20 protein-coding genes and 2 riboswitches are annotated in these 23320 nt (G+C 43.1%); of the genes, 10 read left to right on the top strand and 10 right to left on the bottom strand.

Annotated elements, in window-relative coordinates; translation table 11 throughout:
* The 4 genes from CUU66_RS24595 to CUU66_RS17590 form a co-directional block, all read right to left on the bottom strand.
* Positions 1-223 (bottom strand): hypothetical protein (locus CUU66_RS24595; protein ID WP_219622799.1); only part of this gene is annotated, 223 nt, incomplete at its 3' end.
* A gap of 539 nt (positions 224-762) precedes the next feature.
* On the bottom strand, positions 763-1578 hold the full coding sequence (gene proC, locus CUU66_RS17600; protein ID WP_101644561.1) for a pyrroline-5-carboxylate reductase: 816 nt from the start codon (positions 1576-1578) through the stop codon (positions 763-765).
* 157 nt (positions 1579-1735) lie between these two features.
* The gene (locus CUU66_RS17595; protein ID WP_101644559.1) at positions 1736-2683 is read right to left on the bottom strand and encodes an ATP-grasp domain-containing protein; all 948 of its coding nucleotides are present in this window, start codon (positions 2681-2683) and stop codon (positions 1736-1738) included.
* A 16-nt stretch (positions 2684-2699) separates the two neighbouring features.
* The gene (locus CUU66_RS17590; RefSeq protein WP_101644556.1) at positions 2700-3758 is read right to left on the bottom strand and encodes an LLM class flavin-dependent oxidoreductase; all 1059 of its coding nucleotides are present in this window, start codon (positions 3756-3758) and stop codon (positions 2700-2702) included.
* A 188-nt stretch (positions 3759-3946) separates the two neighbouring features.
* Positions 3947-4051: riboswitch (SAM riboswitch) on the bottom strand.
* A 195-nt stretch (positions 4052-4246) separates the two neighbouring features.
* Here CUU66_RS17590 and CUU66_RS17585 point away from each other — a divergent pair.
* A complete protein-coding gene (locus tag CUU66_RS17585) occupies positions 4247-4858 on the top strand; it encodes an anthranilate synthase component II (RefSeq protein ID WP_101644553.1) in 612 nt (203 codons plus the stop codon).
* Positions 4845-6593, top strand: coding sequence for an aminodeoxychorismate synthase component I (pabB, locus tag CUU66_RS17580; RefSeq protein ID WP_101644550.1), 1749 nt, complete (start codon positions 4845-4847; stop codon positions 6591-6593). The genes CUU66_RS17585 and pabB overlap by 14 nt, the downstream gene beginning before the upstream one ends.
* 45 nt (positions 6594-6638) lie before the next feature.
* Here the strand turns inward: pabB and CUU66_RS17575 are convergent, their stop codons facing one another.
* Positions 6639-6881: a YusG family protein gene (locus CUU66_RS17575; RefSeq protein WP_180955342.1), complete on the bottom strand. Its 243-nt coding sequence runs from the start codon at positions 6879-6881 to the stop codon at positions 6639-6641.
* A 548-nt stretch (positions 6882-7429) separates the two neighbouring features.
* Here CUU66_RS17575 and CUU66_RS17570 point away from each other — a divergent pair.
* Positions 7430-8935, top strand: a complete 1506-nt coding sequence (locus CUU66_RS17570; protein ID WP_101644569.1) for an amino acid permease — start codon at positions 7430-7432, stop codon at positions 8933-8935.
* A gap of 91 nt (positions 8936-9026) precedes the next feature.
* On the opposite strand, the gene CUU66_RS17565 is transcribed toward CUU66_RS17570, so the two are convergent.
* Entirely contained in the window at positions 9027-10496 is a 1470-nt protein-coding gene (locus tag CUU66_RS17565; RefSeq protein ID WP_257968056.1) for an amino acid permease, read from the bottom strand.
* Positions 10497-10570: 74 nt separating this feature from the next.
* Positions 10571-10757, bottom strand: a riboswitch (Lysine riboswitch).
* Positions 10758-12025: 1268 nt separating this feature from the next.
* Here CUU66_RS17565 and CUU66_RS17560 point away from each other — a divergent pair.
* Both CUU66_RS17560 and CUU66_RS17555 read left to right on the top strand, forming a co-directional pair.
* Positions 12026-13198, top strand: coding sequence for an FtsW/RodA/SpoVE family cell cycle protein (locus tag CUU66_RS17560; protein WP_101644542.1), 1173 nt, complete (start codon positions 12026-12028; stop codon positions 13196-13198).
* Between the two features lie 153 nt (positions 13199-13351).
* On the top strand, positions 13352-14452 hold the full coding sequence (locus tag CUU66_RS17555) for an AI-2E family transporter (RefSeq protein WP_101644540.1): 1101 nt from the start codon (positions 13352-13354) through the stop codon (positions 14450-14452).
* Positions 14453-14488: 36 nt separating this feature from the next.
* Here CUU66_RS17555 and CUU66_RS17550 read toward each other — a convergent pair whose 3' ends face one another.
* The 4 genes from CUU66_RS17550 to CUU66_RS17535 form a co-directional block, all read right to left on the bottom strand.
* Positions 14489-15511: a M15 family metallopeptidase gene (locus CUU66_RS17550; protein ID WP_308302515.1), complete on the bottom strand. Its 1023-nt coding sequence runs from the start codon at positions 15509-15511 to the stop codon at positions 14489-14491.
* Positions 15512-16419: 908 nt separating this feature from the next.
* Positions 16420-16569, bottom strand: a complete 150-nt coding sequence (locus CUU66_RS23820; RefSeq protein WP_142383744.1) for a BA3454 family stress response protein — start codon at positions 16567-16569, stop codon at positions 16420-16422.
* Between the two features lie 590 nt (positions 16570-17159).
* Positions 17160-17720 (bottom strand): thioredoxin family protein, encoded by a 561-nt coding sequence (locus CUU66_RS17540; RefSeq protein WP_101644536.1) that lies wholly within the window; start codon positions 17718-17720, stop codon positions 17160-17162.
* Positions 17721-17822: 102 nt separating this feature from the next.
* The gene (locus CUU66_RS17535) at positions 17823-18752 is read right to left on the bottom strand and encodes an ABC transporter substrate-binding protein (RefSeq protein ID WP_101644565.1); all 930 of its coding nucleotides are present in this window, start codon (positions 18750-18752) and stop codon (positions 17823-17825) included.
* A gap of 214 nt (positions 18753-18966) precedes the next feature.
* On the opposite strand from CUU66_RS17535, the gene CUU66_RS17530 reads away from it, so the two are divergent.
* The 5 genes from CUU66_RS17530 to CUU66_RS17510 all read left to right on the top strand — a co-directional run bounded on the left by CUU66_RS17530 (position 18967) and on the right by CUU66_RS17510 (position 22984).
* Positions 18967-19971 carry a FecCD family ABC transporter permease gene (locus CUU66_RS17530; protein ID WP_101644534.1) on the top strand — a complete coding sequence of 335 codons (1005 nt, stop codon included), beginning with the start codon at positions 18967-18969 and terminating at the stop codon, positions 19969-19971.
* Entirely contained in the window at positions 19968-21026 is a 1059-nt protein-coding gene (locus CUU66_RS17525) for a FecCD family ABC transporter permease (protein WP_101644531.1), read from the top strand. The genes CUU66_RS17530 and CUU66_RS17525 overlap by 4 nt, the downstream gene beginning before the upstream one ends.
* Positions 21027-21098: 72 nt before the next feature.
* Positions 21099-21920, top strand: a complete 822-nt coding sequence (locus CUU66_RS17520) for an ABC transporter ATP-binding protein (protein ID WP_101644529.1) — start codon at positions 21099-21101, stop codon at positions 21918-21920.
* On the top strand, positions 21913-22707 hold the full coding sequence (locus tag CUU66_RS17515; RefSeq protein ID WP_101644525.1) for an IucA/IucC family C-terminal-domain containing protein: 795 nt from the start codon (positions 21913-21915) through the stop codon (positions 22705-22707). The genes CUU66_RS17520 and CUU66_RS17515 overlap by 8 nt, the downstream gene beginning before the upstream one ends.
* A gap of 7 nt (positions 22708-22714) precedes the next feature.
* Complete coding sequence (locus tag CUU66_RS17510; RefSeq protein ID WP_101644523.1) at positions 22715-22984, top strand: DUF2573 family protein; 270 nt, start codon at positions 22715-22717, stop codon at positions 22982-22984.
* The last annotated feature ends 336 nt before the right edge of the window (positions 22985-23320 follow it).

Genomic DNA, 23320 nt, shown 5'->3' with positions numbered 1-23320 from the left:
AGGTTGATTGGAACGTAAGGTGCGAGACTCCTGCGGGAGCAGCGGGACAGGTGAGACCCCACAGGCGAAGACGAGGAGGCTCAGCGCCCGCCCCGCGGAAAGCGAGCATCCTCACGTTCCAATCAACCACTTGTTCAATAACAACAAAGTTTGCGAAAACAGCCTTTGTTAACAGCCATATTCCACGTCTGCTGATACCGGCTGACGTATATTCCGGGATCATATAATGATTCAGCCCTGCGTTTATACGGCCGATAAAGCGATTTATGTGGCTTTAGGCCATTTTTATGTGGCTAATCCGCAGTTTTATGCGGCTAAAGCCCAGTTTTATGTGGAGAATACGTGGTTTAATGTGGCTGGCCGGTAAATTTGAGAACCACAAAGCAAATCAGAACGATTTGTTGTGGATCTATAATGCACAGCCAAACAGAATAATCCCAACTTATACACATGTCCACAGCGAACTTTTAGACAAATCAAAAAAATCAAAGAATCTTATGCACAAATCCACAGCGCTGCACAAACTTATACACAATTCCCCAGCGAAAGCTCGCATAATCTATTTTCAATGTTGTAAAAGATCACCGCTTCCAACAAGTTATACACAGTTTAAGATTATACTTCCCCAAGTCGCTCAGGCCTTTCATCAATCATGCCTCTGGACTATTGAATATACAATATGATTGGATATTTATTCGTCGGACAGACCTGCCTTTACACTTATCCCCAACGAATTCACATATCCTTATCCACAGGCTGTTTTTATTGATTTCCGCGCTGAAGGTCCTTTGATTTCTGTGTACAGCTTTCCATGGCTGAAAGGATCGCTGCCCGAAAGTTATGCTGTTCCAGGGCCGCGACTGCCTGGATCGTGGCGCCGCCTGGTGTGCAGACATTGTCTTTCAGGGCTCCCGGATGCATGCTGGTCTCAAGTACCATTTTTGCTGCTCCTAATACGGCTTGTGCTGCCATGTTATAAGCTTGAGCCCTCGGGATTCCGTCGCGTACGCCGCCATCCGCTAATGCTTCTATGAACATGTACACATAAGCGGGGGAGGACCCGCTGATTGCAGGGACTGCATCCATTAATGTCTCTTTTAATACTTCTGTTTTTCCAAAGCTGTTGTATAGAGATAATACCTGGCTAAGATCCTCATTGGTAACCTGGTGGTTTCTGCAGATGGCGCTCAGGCCCTCGCCGACTAAGGAAGGAGTATTGGGCATGGTCCTGACGACTTTTGCGGATCCGCCCAGCTCTTGCTCCATGAAGGATAAGCTGATGCCTGCAGCTATAGTAATGATGACAGTTTCTGGTTTAATGGCTGATTTTATTTCACTCAGAATTGTCCGATGCAAGTCAGGCTTTACGGCCAGAATGAGAAAATCTGCGTGTGCAGCCACATCATTATTTCTACGGGTTACCAAAACACCGTATTTTTCCTTAGCGAAGGTTAACGTTTTATCCGAAGCGGCGCTTACCATTATTTGGTCCCGGGAGGCAGTCCCGGTTCCGAGCATCCCTTCAATCATGGCCTGAGCCATTTTTCCGCAGCCGATAAATCCAATTTTTTTATCCATATGATCACCCCGTTATAAAAGCTCGTTCATGCACGTTATTATACTCCAAAAAGCTCCCATTACAAAAAGGTTGAGGAGCTGCATAATCCCGCTCATAAAAAAATGCTCTGCCAGCTCTCGTCTGACAGGGCATTTTGCCTGGTAAGCATCCCGAAAATTACTTAAGTACAGCCAATTTTTCGAGCTCTCCTGCGAAGAATTTTGCTGCTTCAAGCATGCCGTATTTGCCTATTTTGGCTTCGGCATCCGAGTTGTAGTTTGTGTTTGTATTGATATCGTAGGTGAAGATTTCACCTTCTTCGTTCCTGATGAACTCAATGCCGGCTACTTCAATGTTATTTGCGCGGAGGAAGCTCTCATATTTTTCAATGATAGGGTCGTTAAAATCTTGAACGATTTGGAACTTTGGTTTTTCTTCAACTTCTTCCCCGACAGGGCAGAATAAGTCCCCGATTTGGCAGGCATCAGCCGGGCACAATTCAAATCCTTCTGAGGTATCTACACGTACCGCATAGACGAATTTACCGCCTACAAATTCACAGCGGGTGATATAGGATTCTGGTGATTTAATATATTCCTGTACCAGTGTTATTCCATCAACAGGTTCTTCGAATTCCGGGCTCTCCAGATACTCTTCAAGTCCTTCAAGTGAGTGGAAGAGGCGAACACCCAGTCCTTTTCCAGCGCGGTTGTGTTTTGTAATGAAGGAAGGGGAATCCAGCTTGACAGCAGCGGTAAAAATCTCATCTTTGCCGACTGCTACCAGTGTTTTGGGGGTTTTGATTCCTGCCGCGTCCAATGCCATATACTGATTGACTTTGCTTACTTCTAGGCGCAGTGCACGGCTGCCGTTGATTACTCTGCGGCCATGACGCTCTAGCCATGCGAGGACGGATTCTGTTAATTCAGGAGCAAAACGATGTTCCCTGGTATGAGAAGAGGCGCTCATACGGCTGTAAAAAATGCCTTCCGGCGGTTCAGTGTTTAAATCGACAATTCCCTGATCAAGGAACCATTCCTGATAAGGGAGTCCTAGTTCTTCAAGACGGTTTATTAAGTGGGCCGTCCATTCGCTGTTTTCATGGATAATATATATTTTGCTCATTATGTTGTCCTCCTTGTTAGTTAGCGCCGATTACCTGCGCGTTTCGTTTTTCTTCTACGAGCGGCATAACCTGTTCTGAGAATCTCTTCATTTCTTCCAGCTGTGGTGAAAATTGGAGCAGCAGCAAATCGACTCCTGCATTTTCGTATTCAAGAATCTTATCAGCAATCTGTTCAGGTGTCCCAATTAAATTAGGTCGCAGACCGCGGTTAGATACGGAATAATCCTGAAGCTGAATCTGCTGTTCCAGCTGAGATTTTGTTGTGAAATCTTTGAAGCCGGCATAAGCGCTGGATTCTTTTACGTCTGTAATTCTGGCAAGCTCTTCCTGTACTTCTTCTTCTGTATCTCTGCAGATAATATAAGCCGCCATTCCGAAGGATTTAAACGGTTCTTTTCCTGCTGCCGCACGGCGATCTTTCATGTCGGCTATTTTCACGGCAACTTCTTCAACCGTACCGCCATGCATCACGTAAGCGTCACAGCCTTCAACAATAGCCTGCTTGCCTCTAGGGCTCTCGCCGCCGGCATACAGAATCGGGTTTGGCCTCTGGACAGGCTTTGGTGCCAGATGGGCGTTTTGGATATCGTAGAACTTTCCTTTGAATGTGAAGGTCTCCTGTTCCCATAAGCCCTTTAATACAGTCAAGAATTCTTCTGTACGGTCATATCTTGCATCATGCTCTGTAAAAATCCCGCCATATTGGCGTGCCTCTTCTTCCCACCAGGCAGAGACCACATTCAAGGTGAAACGGCCATTACTGATTTGATCAATATTTGCTGCCATTTTTGCGGTCACCGTAGGATTATGGAAGCCTGGGCGAACCGCTGTCATGATCTCAATCTTCTCTGTTACGGCAGCTAACGCCGCAGCTGTTGTCCAAGCTTCCAGCGAATCACTTTCAGGACCCTTAATGTCATTCAGATATAATTCAGCGATCAGGGTCGTGGAGTATCCCCAATTTTCCGCAGATGTAATTACCTTTTTTGCATAATCAAACGTAGCCGGCATGTTTTCCTGTTCAACATTACGCAGCCAGCCTCCAAATATCGGCAGCCAAAATCCATATTTCATTTTGATCTCTCCTCAAGCAGTTATTTTTCAAAGGACGTTTTTTCCCAGTGTATGGATCTGTATGTAAGCCGCCTGCTAAGTGCTGAATGAATCCCCGTGCCATACAAGGAAACAATCATTTTCGAAAAACGGCCTTAACAAACGCAAAAAAACTTCTTCGATAAGAAGAAGTTTACTAGTACGCTTCACTCTTATCTCTCGAAACTACTGTTTCGCTGGATTTAGCACCTTACTGTACATACAGTGGTTGCCGGGCTTCAAAGGGCCATTCCCTCCGCCTCTCTTGATAAGAAATATTCAATTCATAGAAATCCTACCATAAAACTACCGATTAAACAATTATTTATTTCTATATTCTAAATATTGCGGGGACTGTCCCCTATTTCTCGATTATTTCCCAAATAATTTTTCTTTGTACGTGGATCGTTGTCTGGTAAATTTAAATGGGGTTTGTTTTGTATTTATTTCGTGCAAAAGGGGTTTGTTTCTTGATTTTATTGATAGATAACTTTGATTCGTTTACTTATAATCTGTATCAATATGTTTTGGAAATTGGTGAAGAGGTCGTTGTGAAACGAAATAATGACATTACGATAGATGAGATAAAAAGGATGAATCCTGATCATATACTGCTTTCCCCTGGTCCGGGAAAACCGGATGAGGCAGGGATTTGCCTGGATGTAATCAGGGAATTTCATAAAACCATCCCTATATTAGGAATCTGCCTGGGACATCAGGCCATCGCCCGCGCTTTCGGTGGAAGAGTTATAAAAGCCAGGAGGCCGATGCACGGAAAGGTGTCACGGGTCCTGCATGACAGCAAAACGATGTTTAAAGATATCCCCGAAACTTTTTCAGTAACCCGCTACCATTCTTTAATTGCAGAAAAGGAATCTCTGCCTGACTGTCTGGAAGCTTCCGCAGTTGCTGAAGATGGGGAGATTATGGCACTCCGCCATAAAAAATATCAAGTAGAAGGCCTGCAATTTCACCCGGAATCCATTATGTCTGAGCATGGACATGCCTTGCTGAAAGCATTTTTTAATAAACCTACATCAAAACTTCATTCACTGGAGGGGGCAGAATATGGAAGCAGGTAAAAAGGTTCCCTATCTACACTTTGGTTTTACTGACAGTGAGGGGATAAAAAAACCCATGGTCTTTACCCACCCAATTGAGATCATTGAAACGTCTCAAATAGAAGAGGTAATAAATAAGCTGAAGGCTGTTGAAAAACACATCGAAGAAGGAAAGTATGCTGCCGGATATCTTTCCTATGAGGCGGCGCCGGCTTTTGAACCCCATTTCAGAGTCAGACCGGATCCATCTGTGCCGCTGCTTTGGTTTGGTATCTTTGAAGAGCCTTTAGAAGAGTCCAGTGAAAAAGAAATGGGTGAATTCCAGATTTCTGAATGGGATGCCGAATCTACCCAGGAAGAGTATCATAACGGATTCTTGCGGATACGGTCAGAAATAGAAGAGGGAAATACGTATCAGGTGAATTATACGATGCGGCTGAAGGCTCAGTTCAAGGGAGATGATTACTCGTTTTATAAGCGGCTTTCACGCGCTCAGTCAGCTGATTACAGCGCTTATTTGAACATTGGCAGCCATAGCATCCTCTCGGCTTCCCCTGAACTTTTTTTCCGGCTTCATCAGGGGAAGGTAACGGCTCGTCCTATGAAAGGCACCGTACAGAGGGGAAAAACACTTTCTGAGGACAAAGAAAATGCAGAGTGGCTTTATCATTCTGAAAAAAACCGCTCAGAAAACCTGATGATTGTCGATTTGCTGAGAAATGATCTGGGTTCAATCGCCGAAACGGGAACAGTCTCCGTGCCTGAGCTATTCCAAATTGAGAAATATCCAACTGTCTGGCAAATGACTTCGGAAATCACTTGCAGCCTGCTGCCCCATCTAGGAATTACCGATATATTTAAGGCCCTGTTTCCGTGCGGCTCGATTACAGGCGCTCCCAAAATAAGCACCATGAATATCATATCGGAAGTGGAGCGCTCACCGCGTGAGGTTTATTGCGGAGCTATCGGATATATATCACCTCAAGGGGAAGCGGTATTTAATGTGCCCATACGCACCGTACTGATTGATCATGAAACGGGGGGAGCCCAATATGGTGTGGGGGGCGGCATTACCTGGGATTCCACCATGAAAGATGAATATCATGAGGCATTTGTAAAAGCCAGGCTGCTGACTCAAAACCACGAAAGCTTTCAGCTCTTAGAATCACTGCGGCTTGATAACGGAGTGTATGAAGTGTTAGAAGAGCATCTTTCAAGACTATTGGAGTCTGCGGAATACTTTGGATATAGAGTTGATGAACACAAAGTACGACGCTTACTTATGGACTTTGCTAGTGAAAATAACCAGGATGTATTAAAGGTGAGATTGCTGGTTTCTGAAAGTGGAGATTTGCATATCGAAGGCGCTCCTATTGGCAAAAATCCAGATTCTATCCGTATCAAGTTAGCCGAACAGCCAATAAATATAGAGAATTCATTTTTATACCATAAAACAACCAGACGCGATATGTTCGAACCATTTCGCAGTGTTGAGCCTGGGGTGTTTGATGTCCTGTTATGGAATGCCCAGGGTGAATTAACCGAATTTACGCTCGGCAACCTTGTGTTAAAGCTGCATGGAAAACTGCTTACTCCTCCTGTTTCCTGCGGCCTGCTTGGAGGTACTTTCAGAGCTAAGCTTCTAGCCGAAGGGATTATTAATGAGCAGGTCCTTAAAAAAGAACATTTAGAGTCTGCGGAAGAAATCTGGTTCATCAATAGTGTCAGGGGCTGGATAAAGGCTGAATTAGCCTGATATAGAAACAGCTGAACCTTTAAGGTCAGCTGTTTTTATTGATTGTCAGCACCAGCCGCCCTGGTCGCAATCTGTATATTTTTTATCGGGAGCGACGGTAACATCAGCCATCTCAAATATATGTCCATTATTGGTTTCAAAACCTTCTTCCAGACTATATGTGATCCCTTCGTTTGATTTTGTTACTTTGCCTATTTTTCTTTCGCCGGAGTAAAGATTGATTTCACCATTTTGGATTTTGCCTACTACATCCTCTGTTATGTCTACTTGCTGTTTTTTTAGAACCATTAAGAACATTCCTTTCTTATTTCTAACTGTTAGTAGGGTGTCCTTTGACACTGCAAACATTCGGCAAAACTCTAGGAAAAACACTGCAGTCTTTTTTTCTAAGCTGCGTGTGACTAGGGTAGTTATCATGTACGGAGTAAGTTAGTTTGTAATGTTATACATGTTCTAAGCCTCTTAAAAAAGCAAAATGATCATAGCTCATTCAATTGATTCTGAATACAGGTAGTCGGGGAAATCGCTTCTGTTTTCATTACTGAAACAACCCTATCAGTTTATTGGCGGGAGCCTTTCTTTCCTCTTAGAGTTAGGATTGCTAAGATTTAAAATTACGTAAAAAACTTTCACACCATGAACTATATATTAGCTGCTAACAAACAGGACAGCAGATTTGCATCAGTAGCCTGGGAGGGTTATTGACTCGATAGAAAAAAGCATTTAATTATATCCCTATAATAAAATCCTTTTATTGGATGGTTTGAATTCTCTGTGAAAAAGGTATGTATAAACACACAGAAAAAACAAAACAAACTATCAGCCGGGGTGTAATTATGGAACATTCAGAAGTACAGGCGTCTCCAAGGGTTGGAGGCAGCCTTGGCAAAGCTATAAAAGAAACGAAACAAAAAACAGGATTAAAGAGAAAGCTTGGGGCAAGACATATCACCATGATCTCCCTGGGTGGAACCATCGGTACGGGTCTTTTCCTTGCGAGTGGAAGCGCTATCCACAGTGCAGGACCTGGAGGAGCATTACTCGCTTACGGGCTTGTTGGAATCATGGTGTTTTTCCTCATGACGAGCCTTGCTGAAATGGCGGCATATATGCCGGTTGCAGGGTCATTCAGTGTGTATTCCTCAAAATTTGTAGATGAAGCCCTGGGCTTTGCAATGGGCTGGAATTACTGGTATAGCTGGGCAGTAACCATTGCCGCTGAATTATCGGCTGTGGTGCTTGTAATGAAGTACTGGTTCCCGGACTCTCCTTCGCTGTTATGGAGCGGGATTTGTCTAGCGTTATTATTCTTCTTAAACGTCCTCTCAGTTAAAAGCTTTGGAGAATCTGAATATTGGTTCTCCCTGATAAAAGTTGCCACCATTATTATTTTCATTATTACAGGGATTATGATGATCTTAGGAATAATGGGCGGGGAAGCCATAGGCGTGAGAAATTTTACAGTTGGAGATGCTCCTATTAATGGCGGATTAATGTCGGTACTTGGCATCTTTATGGTTGCAGGGTTCTCTTTCCAGGGAACAGAGTTGCTGGGAGTCACTGCAGGTGAAAGTAAAAATCCGCGGAAGCACGTACCTAAAGCGATCAAACAGGTTTTCTGGCGTATTTTATTGTTCTACATCCTTACAATTGCTGTTATTGGACTGATTATTCCTTACACAACGCCTGAATTGGCAACAAGTGATGACATTACTGTGAGTCCTTTTACACTTGTATTTGAAAAAGTAGGATTCGCATTTGCTACTTCTGTTATGAATGCTATCATTTTGACGGCACTTCTATCTGCCGGTAACTCTGGGATGTATGCATGTGCACGTATGCTGTGGAATATGTCAAAAGAAGGACAGGCTCCCAAGTTTTTAGGGAAGGTAACGAAAAAAGGAATCCCTCTGAATGCTCTTATTTTGACATCTTTAGTAGGCTGTCTGGCATTCCTTTCATCCTTCTTCGGGGATGGGGTCGTTTACACATGGCTGTTAAATGCTGCAGGTTTATCAGGCTTTATTGCCTGGATTGGTATAGCTGTGAGTCATTATAGATTCAGAAGAGCCTTTACTGCCCAGGGGAAAAGCTTGGACAAACTGCCATATAAGGCAAAATGGTTCCCGTTCGGCCCGATCTTTGCATTTGTATTATGTGCATTCATCATTCTTGGTCAAAACTATTCAGCCTTTATGGGACCTGAAATAGACTGGAACGGAATCCTCGTATCCTACATCAGTCTGCCGCTATTCTTTATCCTGTGGCTCGGCTATAAGTTCCTTAAGAAAACGAAACTGGTCAAATTAACAGACTGCGATCTTTACCCAACAAGAGAATAGAAGAAAGTCCTCCTGCAAAAATCTTGCAGGGGGCTTTTTGTTTCTTCTATAACTAAAGAGGCGGTCCCTGTGCCAGGACCGCCTCCTTAGTTTAGTTTTTATTATTTAAGTCTACTTGGTCTAGTGAAATAACTTTTGTCTTCTTGGCAAATTTATAACCAAGCCACAAAATCAAGAACAATGGAAGGCCGATATATGACACCATTACTCCGTTCCAGTCAATGGAATCACCGAAGAATGCACCATAGTTCTGTCCTAAGATAACGATGATACATAGTGCAAAGGCAAATAGAGGACCGAACGGGAACCATTTTGCACGGTATGGAAGTTCGTTTAAATCTCTGCCTTGAGCAATAAATGCTTTTCGGAAACGATAGTGGCTGATTGCGATTCCGACCCAGGCAATGAATCCTGACATACCGGAAGCATTGAGAAGCCACACATATACCGTTCCTTCACCGAAAAGAGATGCAAGAAAAGCTAATGTACCAACCAGGGCAGTAACGATCAATGCATTGACAGGAACGCCGCGTTTGTTCAAGTTACCTAAGAATTTAGGGGCATGTCCTTCACGCGCAAGGTCCCAAAGCATTCTGGCAGAAGCGTACATACCTGAGTTACCTGCAGATAAGACAGCTGTTAGGATGATTGCATTCATCACAGAAGCCGCAAAAGCAATACCTGCACGTTCAAAAATAAGTGTGAAGGGACTCACGGCAATTTCACCGCGGAGCAAATCCTCATTTGTATAAGGAATCAATAATCCAATGACAAAGATCGCCAGGATATAAAATAATAATATTCTCCAGAACACGGATTTAATAGCTTTAGGAATGTTCTTTTCAGGCTCTTCACTTTCTCCTGCAGCCACCCCAAGGAGCTCTGTACCCTGGAATGAAAAGCCGGCAGCCATGAAAATACCGAGGATTGCCATGAAACCGCCATTAAACGGTGCATCTTCGATCGTAAAGTTTTTAAATCCTGCAGCTTCTCCGCCCATAATTCCAAACACCAACAAGATACCAACAATAATAAAGACGATAACAGTAATAACTTTAATGAGTGAGAACCAGAATTCTGCTTCTCCAAAGCCTTTAGCAGACAAATAGTTTAGCAGAAACATGATTGCAAGACAGAGGCCGCTCCATAAAAGGGAAGGGCTGTCCGGGAACCAAAACTTCATGATTAATGTAACAGCTGCAAGTTCAGCAGCAATCGTAATTGCCCAGTTATACCAATAATTCCAGCCCATCGCAAATCCAAAGGCAGGATCAACAAATTTCGATGAATATACGCGGAAGGATCCAGCAACCGGCATGTAAGCTGCCATTTCGGCTAATCCTGTCATCAAGAAGTAAACCATAATCCCGATAGCTGCATAAGCTGCAAGCGCACCGCCTGGCCCCGCATTGTGAATGGCTCCGCCACTGGCAAGGAATAATCCGGTACCAATTGTTCCACCAAGTGAAATCATGGTCAGATGCCTTGTTTTTAAACTTCTTTTTAACTGAGTTACAGTCTGTGGTGTATTTTTACCCAAAGTAAGTTCTCCTTTTCTTATATACTTGGAAGGAGCAGAAAATAGAAAAAGCCGTCGAAGGATCGACGGCTTATATATTGTCCGAATCAAACCTTCCGATGATTAGCTCCCCACGTTACAAATGGTCTTGAACGTGACAGTGCTGATTCTTTCGATATCAGCCCCAGCCTGCCTTCAAAGAGATGAAAACAAACTTCGGCAGCTTTCCCTTTCATGCGGAGTCAATGATATCTCTTTATCTCGTACGCATTACTCTTTAAAGCTGCAACCTCTACTTAATCGGTGTATGAGGAATTATTCAATTATTATTGATGACCTGTACGTAGTATAAAAGAATTACTTTAAAATAGCAATACTATTTTGCAGGTCCCTGAAATTGACAGGAGTTTGATGTGGGGGACTTCATTAATATATTGGGAGTGTATAGGGTGTATTAGATTAGCAATTGGGTATATATAAGGGATTCGAGGGATTGCTCGTCATTGGTTTAAGTGAAGCACCTGCTATCAGACAGATAAGCGGAAAGGCCGTGGATAAACATAGAGGGAGATAGAAAAGCAAAAAGGCAGCCGGATAAGCATAAAGGCAATTAGATAAGCATAAAGCTTCAAATATAAGCATTGGATGAAGAGAGATAAGCATAAACGTTGAAAACATAATCATAAAACCTAAAAACATAAGCATAAACCTTCTGAACATAAGCATATTCCTCGTAAACTTAAGCATAAACCTTACTGCATCATACTAAACCCTTCTAAATTACTTAAATATCTTCCAAAATAACTATCTCTAGGAGCGGGCAGATGCTCTTAATACAAAAAGGTACTGAAATATATGTCCTAGCCACAAAAAACAGCCGTTTTCAGTGAAAATTGTTCATCCTTGCTCCATGTGTCTACTCGCGTTAAAGAGTCGGAGGAAAAGAAATTCGAAGTGGGAGGCGGGATACATTAGGAAGCCAATGATCAAATTTAAAAACTTTAACCCCTGAAGAGTAGATATATAAAGAAACCAATTGTATAGCGAAGAACGATCCCGCCTCAAACAACTTGCCCCTCTAGCACCTTTTCGGGCAGCTGCATTTCCGTTTGGTGTGGAAATTAAATATATGTATTTTTAAGGGGTGTTGAATACTGTCAAAACTTATCCGCTTTGGGAAAGGCACCGTTCTCCGCATTTCGTGTTGTCTAGCTCCAAGCTGCCGCCCTCGAGACATAAGCCCATCAATCTATGAGAAGAAAAGCGCTTCTCACAGCCTGCTCGTCTTATGCCTTTCAGGTGTCTGCTTTTCATTGAGTTTTCTTTTCTGTAAATGACAGAGAATCATGGTGCCTAAATGTGATTTCATCGAAAAGCACCGTTCTCCGCATTTCAGATAACAATTATCCCCATCACATGTTTGGATATTGTGATTTTCTTTTGTTAAAGTATAATGAGAAAGTGTCGTTTTACGTAAATTAAGGAATATATAAGGATGTTTTGATAAGTTACGTTTGGGTTATGGAAATAGGGGGCATGAATGCCTGTGTTTTAGATGAAGGAGAGTCCAGATGCAGTCTCAAAAAAATTTCTCATCTCGTATAGATTATGGATTAGCTTTTATTATTTTTCTTTTGTTTACAGCAAGCTGTATTGCCATATATAGTGCACAGACAACGGGACAATACGCGGAGAACTTTGTGGTCAAGCAGATTTTCTGGTACATAGTCGGGTGCGGGATTGTTTTTGGGGTGATTACCCTGGATTCAGATCAGTTGAAGAAATTGTCCTGGTATACTTATGGTTTTGGGATCTTTTTGCTGCTTCTGATTATTGTGGCTCCATCAAGCATTGCGCCGGTAAGGAATGGGGCAAAGAGCTGGTTTGTTCTGCCGGGGCTAGGGTCGCTGCAGCCATCTGAAGTGGTAAAGGTCTTTATTGTTCTGGCACTGGCAACGGTTATTTCCAATCATCATGCTAAACATCGGATTAAAACAATAAAAACTGATATCTGGCTGCTGGCGAAGCTATGTATGGTGACTATGGTGCCTCTCCTGCTCGTGATGCAGCAACCGGATTTAGGGACGTCTCTTGTTTTCATTGCAATCTTGCTGGGGATGATATTTATTTCGGGTGTTTCGTGGAAAATCCTGATGCCGATATTTTCGGGTGGAATCGTCCTCATATCGGTTATCTTCTATTTTATAATATGGCATCCTGACATCATCCAAAAATATCTTGGAGTTAAGCAATACCAATTCGGACGGATTTATTCGTGGATTGATCCTTATAATTACCAGAGTTCGACGGGGTTTCAATTAACGCGTTCCCTTCTTGCCATCGGCTCGGGCGAAACAGGCGGGAAGGGTTTCGGGCACCGGGAAGTATATCTGCCTGAAAGCCACTCTGATTTTATCTTTAGCGTGATTGGAGAAGAATTTGGATTTGTCGGGTCAAGCATCGTCATCAGTTTGCTCTTTTTATTGATCTACCACATCACTAAAATTGGTATGGATTCTAAAAATAATTATTATACCTATATTTGTGTCGGAATCATCAGTATGATTACATTCCATGTTTTCCAGAATATCGGAATGACGATTGGTGTTCTTCCTATTACCGGAATTCCGCTTCCTTTTATCAGTTATGGAGGAAGCTCACTAATGGGGAACTTCCTCGCGGTGGGGCTTATCTTCAGTATCCGGTATCACTATAAAAAGTATATGTTTTCAACTGATTCTTAAAAAGTGCCCTGTCATTATGTTCATGACAGGGCGCTTTTTCTCTTTTCTGGCATGATCTTTCCAGTTTAAATGGAAGCTGTTAAAGGTAATAAATGTGTTAGGCGAAGTTATCAAGTATAATATCTTTATAAGATCAAATTAAGAGGTGAGAGTTTGCCGAACACAAAGTATTTCCGTTTAGGTTATGGGATTATTATTTTATTAATAATCATTTATTTAGGTACCAAGGTGGACTTTATCTTTAGGCCAATAAAAGTCCTTTTTCAGACTTTATTTTTCCCGTTCCTTATTTCGGGGGTTATCTATTATTTATTAAGACCTATTGTCCATTTTCTGCAAAAACGCAAAGTCCCAAAAGGATTGTCCATTCTAATCATCTATCTATTATTCATTGGCCTGGGTACTGTATTAATGTTATGGGTCGGTCCTGAGCTTCAGAAACAGTTTAAAAGCTTTATTGATAATTTCCCGGGACTGCTGGATACATTGAAGCAGAAGGTTGTAGGACTGAGGGATACGAAGTGGTTTTCCAGATTCCAGGAGAATGATTATGTAACACTTGATACGGTGACTTCCAAATTAAATGCTTACATAAACACGAATGTCTCTAATCTTGGTAATAAGATCACAGGGATTCTTGGTATCATCACTAATGTAGCAACGATTGTTGTAACGGTTCCTTTTATTGTCTTTTATTTACTTAAGGATGGCGACAGCGCCCCTAATGGTGTTCTCCGTTTTCTTCCGCGCCTTCAGGCAAAAGAAGGGAAGAAGATTTTGAAGGATATGGATTCTGCTTTAAGTTCTTATATTCAGGGGCAGGCAATCGTTAGTTTCATAGTGGGTGTAATGATGTATATCGGCTATTTAATCATTGGAATAGATTACTCATTGATTCTAGCTATCATTGCTATGCTGACCAATGTCATTCCTTTTGTCGGTCCGTTTATTGCTATCATACCTGCATTGATTATCGGTTTCATAGCTTCACCGTTTATGGCCTTGAAGGTGGTCATTGTAGCTGTAGTGGTTCAGCAGATAGACGGTAATCTTTCTTCACCGTACATCATGGGGAGAAAGCTTGATATCCACCCGCTGACCATTATCCTGCTGCTGCTTGTAGCGGGCAGTATGGCCGGTCTGCTCGGAATGATTCTCGCGGTGCCATTTTATGCGGTGCTGAAGGTAATTGTAAGCCACACCTACAGGCTCTACAGGCTCCATAAGGATAAAGAATCCGTTATCGACCTATAAAAGAAAGCTGTCCGAAATAACTTCGGACAGCTTTCTTTAATGACTTACCGGCACCGCATCCAAGTATTCTTCCAGCGTGATTTTTCTGCTCATGATTTCTTTCGCTGCGGCCGCACCAACATAACGCAGGTGCCAAGGTTCGTATTTATAGCCGGTTATCGAAGTTTTGCCGTTTGGATACCGGATGATAAAACCGTACTTAGAAGCATTGGCTTCCAGCCATTTCGCTTCTTTTGTATTTCCAAAGCAGGACTCTGCGGGGCAGGCTCCGTTTCCGCCCGTTACATCTATGGAAAGTCCGGTCTGATGTTCGCTTGTACCCGGAACCGCACTATAAGTGCGTGCCTTTTCGTAGCCGTCTTTTTGAACATAGGCGTTAAAAAGTGCTGTTTGTGTTACATATGATCGATATGCGGATACACCTAAAAGCTCGATGCCATCTGCTTTTGCACCTGTAAACAGTCTGCTGACCGCATCAGATGCTTCTTTCCTCATTTTCTTTTTCTCTAACTTTTCCTGAAAAATAAACGGGATTGTTGTATATACCAAATCGCCAGGAACATATCCGTCCGGAAGCTTATTCTCCTTATTGACCATAACGGTAATGGCAGTCGGCTGTCCCACGATAGGAATGGCCTTTTCCCCAGCCTCTTTGTGCGCCGAAGATTTTTGCACGGGTGTGCTCACTGGCTTGTTTACCTCTGGACTTTTTGCCTTTGGCTGCTCTTTCACTGCAGGAGGCTTAACATCTTTTGGTTCTTCTGTCTTTTTGCTTATAGTACTGCTGATTACGACAGGCTTGCTTTCAGTACTTTTTGCAGGTTCTTCAGCCGTTTTTTTAGTATTCATATCTTCCTGTTTTACATTGTTATCTGATGTCTCAGATTTTGTATCTTCTAAACCGACTGAATCTCTATTTTCCTTTTGATCAGCGTTTGATTCTGTTTTGACCTGTGGGGCTTTATTAGAATCGTGAGTAGTTTCCTGCTCCTGTGTTCCGCATCCGGATAGCAGCGAAGCGGCCAGCAATAGTGCAGCTAAGGAAAAGAATTTATGCATGCTCTACGTCCTTTATCTATGAAATTTTTAAAAATAGGGATTTTATTCCGCAGAACCTATTTTATAACAATTTTCCACAAGGTCAAATGGAAAATTTTGTTGAATTAATACTGCTGAATTTTAAAAGCTGTTTTCGCAAACTTTGTAGCTATTGAACAAGATGGGGTGAAGCGCAAGGCTTGCTCGCGGACCTTAGGGGCGGTCGGTGAGCCTCCTCGTCTTCGCCTTCGGGGTCTCACCTGTCGAAAAGCGGAGGACGGTGCTTTTCAAGAAAAGTTTCATCCAAAAGCTGAATGATGATCTTTATTAAAGTAGAGGCAAGACACTAAAAGAAAAGCAGACCCTGATAAAGAAGACTTGCTGATTGGCAAGCGATAGCGAAGACAGAAGCTTAGTCGCCCTTACCACGCTTGAACGGCCACGTCCTGTGGCCCCACCTGGTCGCACATCCTGTGCATCGTGCGTTAGCCCGGCATAAGACGAGCGGCAGTGAAAGGCCGATTTTGCTTTAATTGCGATTGGCTAGACCCGCGGTGTCAGTCCGGAGCAGGACAAAAAGAAAAGCGGAAAGCGGTGCCTTCCCCAGTAACATTGCTTAAGGAAGCTCATGATTAGCTATCTTTTATCACAAAAAACTCTCAGGGAAGGCAGAGACCTGAAAAGCATAAGACGAGTAGGCCGTGAGAAGCGGTGTTTCTTCCCATGGACTGATTGGCTTATGACTCGAGGGTCTAAAGCCTTGGAGCTGGACAATACCCGCTGCTGCCGCAGGAGTCTCGCACCTTACGCTCCAATCAACGATTTAATAATGGGGTGACGTAACATAACGTATTAAAAAACTACAATCTTTTAGAAAAGAACCTTTCCAGAAACAAATGCCTTGTCCAGCAACAGGACAAGGCATCGTTTTATCTATAAGTGGTTTCGGGGGTCCATTGTTCTTTAACCTGGTTAAGCGCAGCAGTAAAAATTTCTTCTTCCATTGCACTGCGGTTAACTAATACGTTGGTTTGATAATTTTTCCCTTTATATTCAACAGTTACTGTTACTTCTACCATGACTTTCAATTCCCTTCTAATTTCTTATATCAAATTATTTCTTTAGAGTGTCTCCTCAGATTCTCGGTAGAATATATATACCAAGATAGAAAGCTTTTTAAACTTTTTATTACATTACTGTTTTTTTATCTATTTAATTGTTAAAGTTCATTGTAGTTTGCTGATTGGAATCCCGATTCGGTACTCCAAATGGGAAAAAGGGGAGCCAAGGGATTCTGCGTGGGTAGACGCCGGGACATTTCCGGGCCGCCCAACTGAAAACGAAATCAACCGGCCATTTTACCGGAAAATGATTAAAATTATTGAAGAAAACGGATATAGAAGATTCGATGTGAATCGAAAGGTGAATGATGATAGACAAATGGTCAAATTTTGTTTGTAGTTGGATTAGTGATGTTTCTTTCAGGCATTGCCTCATCCACCCGGTGGTCTGTAAGTGGATCTTGGAACGGCTGCAGGGGGGCATGGTGATAAGGGGCAGGCACCTGCGTTCTTCTGGCAGAAGTAAATAGGTAATGCCTGCTCACTTACAAAGTGCGTTATATAACATAAAAAGGAGCCGTGAGAATAATAGAGGCTCCCGTTGATTGTTATCTTGTTTTTAGGGTCGTGATCATATCGTTTTTAATGGCTGTCCAAAGACTTTTATCTTCAGTGAACTGCTGGCTTAAATGAGCTGCAAATTGCTTGAAGGCGGCTTCGTAGCCCGGGTCTTCTTTTGGAGGGATATCTTTTTTTAGTTCAGAGACCTGCCGTTCGGCTTCTGGAGCTCTAGGTCCCCACTTTGCTGCTTCTTCACCTTCAGCATTCAGCAGCACAATAATAGGGATGGAACGGGATTTTCCATTGGTCAAATACTGATCCATTAAATCTAAATTTTCATCTCTGATTAAATATCTGTCTTCGATTCCGGCCGCTTCTGCAATGTGCATAAAAATGGGCAGGTTAACCATGGCATCCCCGCACCAATCCGCTGTCAATATTACGGCTTTTAACTTTTCTTCCTTTACACGTTCCAAAAATGCAAGATCATCTTCGTTCAGTGAAAAATGTTGAAAAACCGTTTGCAGATTTTTGCGATGTACGGTCATGCTGTTGATATATTCTTCACGGGACATCGCTTGGTCGAACCAATTTGATAAACTCTTCATCCATGAACCCTCCTTCTTTCCCCATCATTTTATCAATTCGCTTAAGGTTTTCCTAATATTATGAATGCAAAAAAGAAGACAGGGGAGACCTGTCTTCAGTGATTACTGCTTAACAAAGTATGCCTTCAGTTCGTCTAGCATTATATTCGCGGCTAAGATACCGCCGGCAGTATTCCATATAGCATCATTTACTTTTTTGACATTGCCGTTTTTGGAAACGCTCAAGTTTTTAAATAGAGGGTCAGCAGTCCACTCTTCCTCAAGCTTGTTTCCTTCGCCATTACCTTCATCATAGGTGAAGTAGAACATCACGTCACCATCCATAGCTGACATTCGTTCTTTCGTCAGATTTCTTTCAGCAAAGTCATTTACATCCTGTCCAGGGGCCCGGGCAAAACCGACTTGATCCAATATAACCCCTGAAAATGTATCTTTGTGATAAATCCGGACATCTCCAGGCATAAAGCGGACCATGGATATTTTTTTCTGGATGTTATCTCCGACAGCGTCTTTCACTTCTTGTACATGCTTATTATAATCATCAAGAACCTGCTGGCCCTTTTCCTCTTTATTAACAGCCTTGGCGTATAACTTAAAGTTTTCCTGCCAGTCGCCTCTTAATGTTTCTGCAAAAACAGTAGGGGCAATTTCACTTAACTGATCGTATTGCTTTTCCTGGCGCATTTTGTTTCCGATGATTAAATCGGGCTTAATGGCAGCGATGGCTTCCATATTAATTTCGCTTTCAAGTCCTACTACTTCAACGCCATCCATTTTATCCTTTATATGATCATACCAAGGGTCTCCTGTAAAGGATTTTACTGCTCCTGCTGGTTTAATTCCCAGAGCAAGCAAAGCTTCAGTTCCTTCGTTAGTTAGAATGACAACTTTCTTTGCTTTTTCTGGCACCTTTGTTTTTCCCATCGCATGCTCAATCGTAATCTGCTTACCGCTTTCTTTTTTGCTTTCCCCATTTGTTTCCTTGTTGTTGCCGCATGCAGCCAGCACAATCAAAAGCAGTGTGCTAAGCATCAATGCGAATGATTTACGAAAATATGTACTTCTCACCGTAATCCCCCTTAAATGATAATGATTATCAATCATACATTCATTTTAGGTTACCCTTTCATAGATTGTCAATCTCTAATTGAAAATGATTTTCATACTCATTGACATCGTTCATGGATTTCAATATCCTTGAATCAGATAGAAAAATAATTCAGATAATCCGAGGGGAAACGTCCTTATGCTTTTGAAAAATCCGGCTCAGAGAATAGCAGGACTGCTATTTTTTACGCTTATTCTTTTTTTTCTTATATGTGCAAGTATCGTATATGGGTACACAAATACATCCTGGAAAATGGCCCTTGCTTCCTTTTCGGATTATAACGGATCTAATGAACATATTATTCTTCAAACGGTCAGGCTGCCGCGGGCGTTGATTGCTGCTGCAGTAGGGGCATCTCTTGCTGTGGCAGGCGTACTCATGCAAAATTTAACGAAAAATCCACTGGCTTCACCGAGTGTTTTTGGTATCAACGCTGGTGCAGGATTTGCTGTAGTTCTTGCCGTTTCTGTTTTTTCAGTAAACTCTCTCCATGCTTATTCCTGGCTTGCATTTACTGGTGCTGCTGCGGCAGCTATGGGAGTGTATGCAATAGGTTCGCTCGGGAGAGAAGGCTTGACACCCATGAAGCTTACATTGGCCGGTGCAGCCGCAGCAGCCTTATTTTCTTCCCTGACTCAGGGCTTGCTTGTGCTGAATGAAGCTGCGTTAGATCAAGTTCTATTCTGGCTGGCAGGTTCGGTACAGGGGAGAAAGCTCGACATGCTGCAGTCCGTATTGCCGTATTTAGCAGCAGGATGTTTGATATCACTTTTAATATCAGGAAAATTGAATCTTCTTTCGATGGGTGATGATGTAGCCAAAGGTCTGGGCGTCCGAGTCGGTCTGGTAAAAGTAATGGCTGCTCTCTCGGTCATCCTCCTAGCGGGAGGGGCAGTGGCCGTATCAGGTCCAATTGCCTTTGTCGGCATCATCATCCCTCATATAACCCGGGCGGTTACAGGGATCGATCACCGCTGGGTTATTCCATACAGCACAGTACTGGGAGCCATTCTGCTGCTGCTCGCGGATATTGCTGCCCGGTATATCATCATGCCGCAGGAAGTACCCGTTGGTGTAATGACCGCGCTTATCGGAACCCCATTTTTCATCTTCATTGCAAGAAAGGGGTTCAATGCTAAATGAAAGAAAAATACTCGAGTGTTCGTTTATTCAATGGGATGATATCCCTTTTAATAGAAAGAAAAGCATTGTTTACGTTTGTCACACTAGGAGTAATAGCCGTTTTGCTCTTTTTGCTCAGCACCGGAGTCGGACAAATGTTCATACCGCCTTGGAATGTGGCTAAGGCACTCGCTGGAGCAGGCAGCAGTCTTGAGGAAACGGTCATTTTCTCATTAAGGCTTCCGAGGATTTTAATTGCGTTATTTGTTGGGGCGGCGCTTGCAGCAGCGGGGGGAATCTTGCAGGGGATGATCAGAAATCCATTGGCTTCTCCAGATATTTTGGGACTGACAAATGGTGCCTCTCTTGCGGTGGTCAGTTTTCTAACGATGTTCAGCGACGCGGATAATAGTTTGACCGTAAGCATCGGGTGGCTTCCGGCTGCTGCATTTCTTGGTGCTTCAGCAACTGCCGTTATCGTTTATCTGCTTTCGTGGAAGAATGGGATGTCTCCAGTCCGGATGGTATTAATCGGTATTGGCATTTCCACATTGCTGCAGGCAGGAACTACTTTAATGATGATACTGGGCCCCATTTACCGGGCATCACAGGCGAATATTTGGATCACGGGCTCAGTAAACGGTTCTAAATGGACCGATGTCCAACTATTAATTCCTGTCGTGATCGTACTGCTTCTTGCCGCCATCACTCAGGCTAGAAATTTGAATGTGCAGGAGCTGGGTGAAGAAGTGGCAGCAGGAGCAGGCAGCCGTATACAGGTACAAAGAATCACCATGCTTCTCATAAGTACAGGGCTAACAGGTGCGGCTGTTGCTTTTGCCGGTGGAATCGGCTTTGTGGGATTGATGGCACCCCATATTGCAAGGAGACTTGTGGGTGGGGCTTTTGGAGCATTGCTTCCTGTCGCGGCGGTTATAGGGGCTATTCTGGTATTAGCTGCAGATTTAATCGGCAGAACACTTTTCGCGCCGCTTGAAATCCCTGCAGGTGTTTTTACGGCAAGCATAGGGGCTCCTTATTTTATTTATCTGCTTTATAAAACCAGGAATTCATAGGAGCCGTGAAGGCACATATATCATACTCCGCTTTACATGCTAAGAGCGGACACCAAAAAGGAGAACGGATAGATGAGTGAAGTAATTCAGACCGAAGCACTGACGCTGTCTTATGGGGACAGCAAAATCATCGATCAATTAAACCTGACACTTCCAAAGGGTGAAATATCTGTTTTTATCGGTAGCAACGGATGCGGAAAATCCACACTGCTCCGATCTATAGCGAGATTGCTGAAGCCAAAGTCTGGAGGAGTCCTGCTTGACGGAGAATCTATTTCGAAGCTCTCAACAAAAGAAGTGGCAAAGAAAATGGCTATTCTGCCCCAGGCTCCCGCGGCTCCGGAAGGGCTTACCGTTCTTCAGCTGGTGAAGCAGGGAAGATACCCATATCAGACCTGGTACCGCCAATGGACGAAGGAAGATGAAACAAAGGTAAAAGATGCTCTGTTGGCTACCGGCCTTTATAATCTAAAGGAACGTCCGGTGGATTCCTTATCTGGAGGACAGAAGCAGAGAGCATGGATTGCCATGGTCCTGGCACAGGACACAGATATTATTTTGCTGGACGAACCTACAACATACTTAGACATGACCCACCAAATAGAAATCTTGGATCTGCTTTTTGAACTGAACGAAAAAGAAAACAGAACGATTGTAATGGTACTGCATGATTTGAATTTAGCCTGCAGATATGCCCACCATATTGTGGCGCTTAAAGATAAGACTGTATATGCTCAGGGGAACCCAGAACAAGTAGTCACTGTGAAGCTCGTTAAGGAGGTCTTTCACATGGACTGTGATGTAACGTACGACCCGCTTTTTGGAACTCCGCTATGCATTCCGCACGGAAAGGGAAGAAGAATTCTAAAAAGGGCAGGCGAGCGGCTTGGATAATAAGCTGACAAAAGCGGAACTGGAGGGTTTAGCAAGCTTTAGGCTTACCGAAAAGGCATATAAGTCCGCGCTTAGTTTTTCCATAAAAGACCTGCTTATAGAGAATAGAAGAATGGAGATCATTGCAGCAGCCGCAGACCTTATGCAGGCTCCTAACAAAATGGTAGCAGCTTCCATTCTTACAAAGAGACTTGCATTCGTGCCAGCTATAGCTTTATATGCTTTTTTCAGCTGGGATAAAAGGCTGAATATCTCAGTTGACAATATATATGTAGAAACTCAGAATACGGAGGCCGTCTGGCTCCCTGAATTCAGGCTGATAGAGACTGGCTGCGAGCTGGTGGATCATCGCGAAACCGAGCGGGAAATGTTATGTACATCTATTTTCGCAGATTTAATGGATCCTATTATGAGTTCTCTCAATGAAGAAACCAGGCTATCCAAATATATCATGTGGGAAAATGTGTCGGTATATATTTTTTGGCTGTTTGAAAAGCTTCGACAAGAGGAATCCAGCGTAGAAGGGCTGCAGAAACTAAAGGATGATTTTGAATACGTGACAGCAAATGCAGCAGGGGATGTTTTTGGTGCCTATAGAGACAATCCGATCAAGCGATATCGATTGTTTAAAAATACTAATGAAAACGATCATTCTGACATACGCTATAGAACTACATGCTGTTTTTCATACATGCTCACAGGTAGCGCAGGAAAGCGGTGTAAAACCTGTCCGCAGCTATGTACGCTGCCAAAAGAAGAGCAAACTCCATTAAATGTAAAAGGATGATTAACTTTTGAATGCCGATTTTGAAAAACAGCTCGAAGCACTCTTAACAAAATATACAGAGCTCCTGCTTGGAACAGAAGATCCGGACCTTCAACAAAAGGTTAAACAATGGGCATTGTACACACATATTTCTAAATCGATGCCTGCCTTAACCAAGCATTGGAACGAACTGTATCCTGATGGCAAACAGCAGATGATTTCAATCATATCGGAAATAAAGAGCGTGAATGAGAGTTACCGCAGCCAAAAAAAGAGCAGCAAAACGGAGGAAACCTGAAAAACCAGGTTTCTTTTAATTTTAGGCTGTTTTCGCAAACTTTGTTGCTATTGAACAAGAGGTTGATTTCCTCTCCAGGATGCTCGCTTTCCGCGGGGCGGGCGGTGAGCCTCCTCGGCTTCGCCTGCGGGGTCTCACCTGATCGAAAAGCGGAGGACGGTGCTTTTCAAGAAAAGATCCATCCAAAAGCTGAATGATGATCTTTTTTAATTAGAGGCAAAACACTAAAAGAAAAGCAGACGCCTGAACGGCATAAGACGAGCGGCAGTAAAAGGCCGATTTTGCCTTTTAATGGCGATTGGCTTATGACCGAAGGTGTCAGTCCGGAGCTGGACA

Origin of the sequence: Peribacillus deserti (assembly GCF_002863585.1) — a bacterium.
GTDB lineage: Bacteria > Bacillota > Bacilli > Bacillales > DSM-1321 > Paraperibacillus > Paraperibacillus deserti_A.
This window is presented reverse-complemented; position numbering and strand designations above follow the sequence as displayed.